The sequence below is a fragment of the Chamaesiphon sp. OTE_20_metabat_361 genome, from assembly GCF_031364565.1.
In genome coordinates this window covers 1-3,161 of record NZ_JANLWO010000532.1, presented here as the reverse complement: position 1 = coordinate 3,161, position 3,161 = coordinate 1, and the positions used below count along the sequence as shown (strand labels likewise).

The window sequence follows — 3,161 nt, the reverse complement described above, 5'->3', positions numbered from 1 at the left end:
TGCGATCGCGGGGCGTTGGGGTTTATACTCGATCGATGGATCGCACGGATGGAAGATGCCGCGATCGATGGTGGTGCAAATCCTGACGCTGAAGATTTTGATACTCAGGTACAGCAGCGGATTGAATCAGATCTCGCCTCCCTGACTGGTGGGAAAGCACCCGAAGATATGACACGGGTATTGCGATCGATTTTCGCCCTCAAACAGCAGAATAAATTCCCCGAAGCCAGCGCGCTCCTCTCCTGGCTATCGGGTAGTGAAAACGTCGCGGCATCCTCGAAGCGGATCGCTGGGATTAAGGGCGATATCGGCTCTAAAGAGGCGATGGACTACCTTCAGGGCATTTTAGCCATTACCAAAGCATCGGGCTATAAGGGGCTAGTTATCGTCATCGACGAAGCCGAAACCATGTTGCGGATGAAAACAGATATTCGCGCCAAATCTCTCAATGGGATTAGGCAAATTTGCGACGCAGCCGATCGCTATCCAGGGTTATTCTGGATCTTTACTGGTACTCCCGAATTTTTCGATACCAATCGCGGGGTAGCAGGTTTATCACCCTTACACGATCGGTTAAAGTTAATTAAAACGGGTAATTTTGCAAATCCCCGCCAACCGCAACTAGTCCTCACACCATTCGATGCAGCACGATTGAAAGATGTCGCGCTTAAATTGCGAGAATTATATCCAACGGAAAACCGTCAACAATTAACCAAAAAAGTCACACCCGCATTTATCGATCTACTAGTAGATAAAGTCACCCAAGGTTTTGGTGGCGATGTCGGGATAGTACCGCGTCAATTCTTACGCCAATTGGTAAATATTTTAGATCTAGCTGCCACCGAACCAGATTTCGATCCGATGACAGATGGGGGCTATGACTTGGTAGAACTCAGTGCTGAGGAAATCAGAATTCGGGATGGTTTACCTTATTTTGAACCTGAACCCGCCGACGCAGAACAGTATGCTGTGACGTTTTAGATACTCATCAACCATTACATGATAACTTTGACAGTCGAAACCCTTTGCTCGGAAGCAACAATATTCTCAGCCGCTGAATCTCATCACCTAGAACCCCTGTTATATGGCGTGACTGATGGTAAAGCCGTCGGCACCTACCTAGAAAAAAAGTTTAGACTTTATCTCCAAGCGCGATATGAGTTTATCGCCGGAAATTCTGCTAGCGGCACCGACTTTCCAGGATTATTAGTAGATATGAAGGTGACAAGTATTAAGCAACCACAATCATCATGCCCGTTCAAATCCGCACGTCAAAAGATTTTTGGATTGGGATATGCGCTCTTAATCTTTGTTTATGACAAAACAGACGATAGTACTAATCGCACCGGAACATTAAATATTTTGCACACAATTTTTGTGAGTTCTGAAAGAACGGCAGATTTTCAGATGACTCGTGGAATTAGGAGTATCTTAGCGAATGAAGGTAATAAAGACGATCTAATTGCTTTGATGTTGGATCGAAATCTAGCCGTTGATGATATTGAATCATCTAATCTTGCAGATGAAATTCTTCATAGTCCACCCATCCAAGGATTTTTAACTATTTCCAATGCCTTGCAATGGCGACTTCAGTATAGCCGAGTAATCGAGCGAGCCGATCTAGAAGATGGTATCATTGCTGTTTATAGAGCTAACCCATGATTCGGACTACCCCTAAAACAAAAGTAGAATATGGAGACTTTCAAACACCGATCGAATTAGCAGAGCTGATATGTCAAAAGTTGATAGAATTAGGTGTCAATCCTGATGCGATCGTCGAGCCAACCTGTGGGATTGGTAATTTCATCAATGCTAGTTCGCGGTTGTTTCTATCGACAGATAAGATTCTCGGTATTGAAATTAATCAACAGTATGTCGAGGAGATTAAAACAAGGCAGCAATTAGATCGAGACCAAAGAATTGAAATTATCGAAGCAGATTTTTTTCAATTTGATTGGCGATCGCAGCTAGATAAACTAGATGGACAACTTCTCGTAATTGGTAACTTTCCTTGGGTGACTAATTCACAGCAAGGAGTTATTGGTGGTAAAAACTTACCTAGTAAGGTTAATTTCCAAGATCATATTGGGCTAGATGCAATTACAGGTAAGAGCAACTTTGATATCTCCGAGTGGATGCTGATCCAATCGATCGAATGGTTTCAGCAACGGGGTGGTTATCTCTCGATGCTTTGCAAGACTTCTGTGGCTAGAAAAATACTGAATCATCTTCGTAATAGAAATCTCAACCTTGCCTACTGTGCCAGCTATAATATCGATGCTAAAAAGTATTTTAATGCTAGCGTTGAATCTTGCTTATTGTTTTGCAAATTTGATGGCATTTCCACTAATTATTTTTGTGATGTGTTCGATAGTTTAGAAAGCACAGAATATAAACGAATCGGGTATCGTCATAATATACTAGTTAGAGATGTTATTATATTCGATCGAGTAAGTGAATTATATCATCCAACCCCCGAACTAAAATGGAGATCGGGTGTCAAACATGATTGCTCTAGTGTGATGGAGTTACGGAAAATTGATAGTAAGTTAATTAATGGATTTGGAGATGCTGTCGATATCGAAGATACATATCTTTTCCCATTATTAAAAGGTTCTGATGTCGCTCAGAATCGAATACAGAATACCGATCGATATGTTCTAGTTACGCAAAGATTTGTGGGAGAACCTACTGACGCGATCGAATATTTAGCTCCAAAAACTTGGAGATATCTAGAATCACACGCTAAATACTTAGACAATAGAAAGAGCAAGATTTATTTGAAAAATCCTAGATTTTCTATCTTTGGAATAGGCTCATATACTTTTGCTCCTTGGAAAATTGCTATTTGCGGGCTTTACAAGAAATTAGAGTTCAGATTAATTGGACAGTTAAACGATCGGGGTGTTATTTTTGATGATACTGTTTATTTTATTGGTTTTGACGATCGAGCATCTGCCTGTCAAGCATTCGATTCATTGACATCTACTCCAGTCAGAGATTTTTATTCATCTCTAATATTTTGGGATGAGAAACGCCCAATTAAATCCAGTATTTTGAATAGTTTAAACCTTGCTGCTAGCTCCGACCATTATCGATTGTCATGATACTATATAGTGGCAAATTCTTGCTCAGAATGCCAAAATCTCTACGTCGAGACT

Annotated in this window: 3 protein-coding genes; all 3 read left to right on the top strand. The window is 41.1% G+C overall.

Annotation, left to right across the window (positions count from 1 at the left end; translation table 11 throughout):
• A partial coding sequence (locus RMO35_RS15345) for a BREX system ATP-binding domain-containing protein (RefSeq protein WP_309742197.1) occupies positions 1–981 on the top strand: 981 nt, incomplete at its 5' end.
• Positions 982–999: 18 nt separating this feature from the next.
• On the top strand, positions 1,000–1,662 hold the full coding sequence (locus RMO35_RS15340) for a restriction endonuclease (protein ID WP_309742196.1): 663 nt from the start codon (positions 1,000–1,002) through the stop codon (positions 1,660–1,662).
• Positions 1,659–3,107, top strand: a complete 1,449-nt coding sequence (locus tag RMO35_RS15335) for an SAM-dependent methyltransferase (RefSeq protein ID WP_309742195.1) — start codon at positions 1,659–1,661, stop codon at positions 3,105–3,107. The genes RMO35_RS15340 and RMO35_RS15335 overlap by 4 nt, the downstream gene beginning before the upstream one ends.
• The last annotated feature ends 54 nt before the right edge of the window (positions 3,108–3,161 follow it).

Bases quoted from the DNA above. Each gene is read 5' to 3' on its own strand.
- RMO35_RS15335 (WP_309742195.1), top strand. From the start codon at position 1,659: ATGATTCGGACTACCCCTAAAACAAAAGTAGAATATGGAGACTTTCAA.
- RMO35_RS15340 (WP_309742196.1), top strand. From the start codon at position 1,000: ATGATAACTTTGACAGTCGAAACCCTTTGCTCGGAAGCAACAATATTC.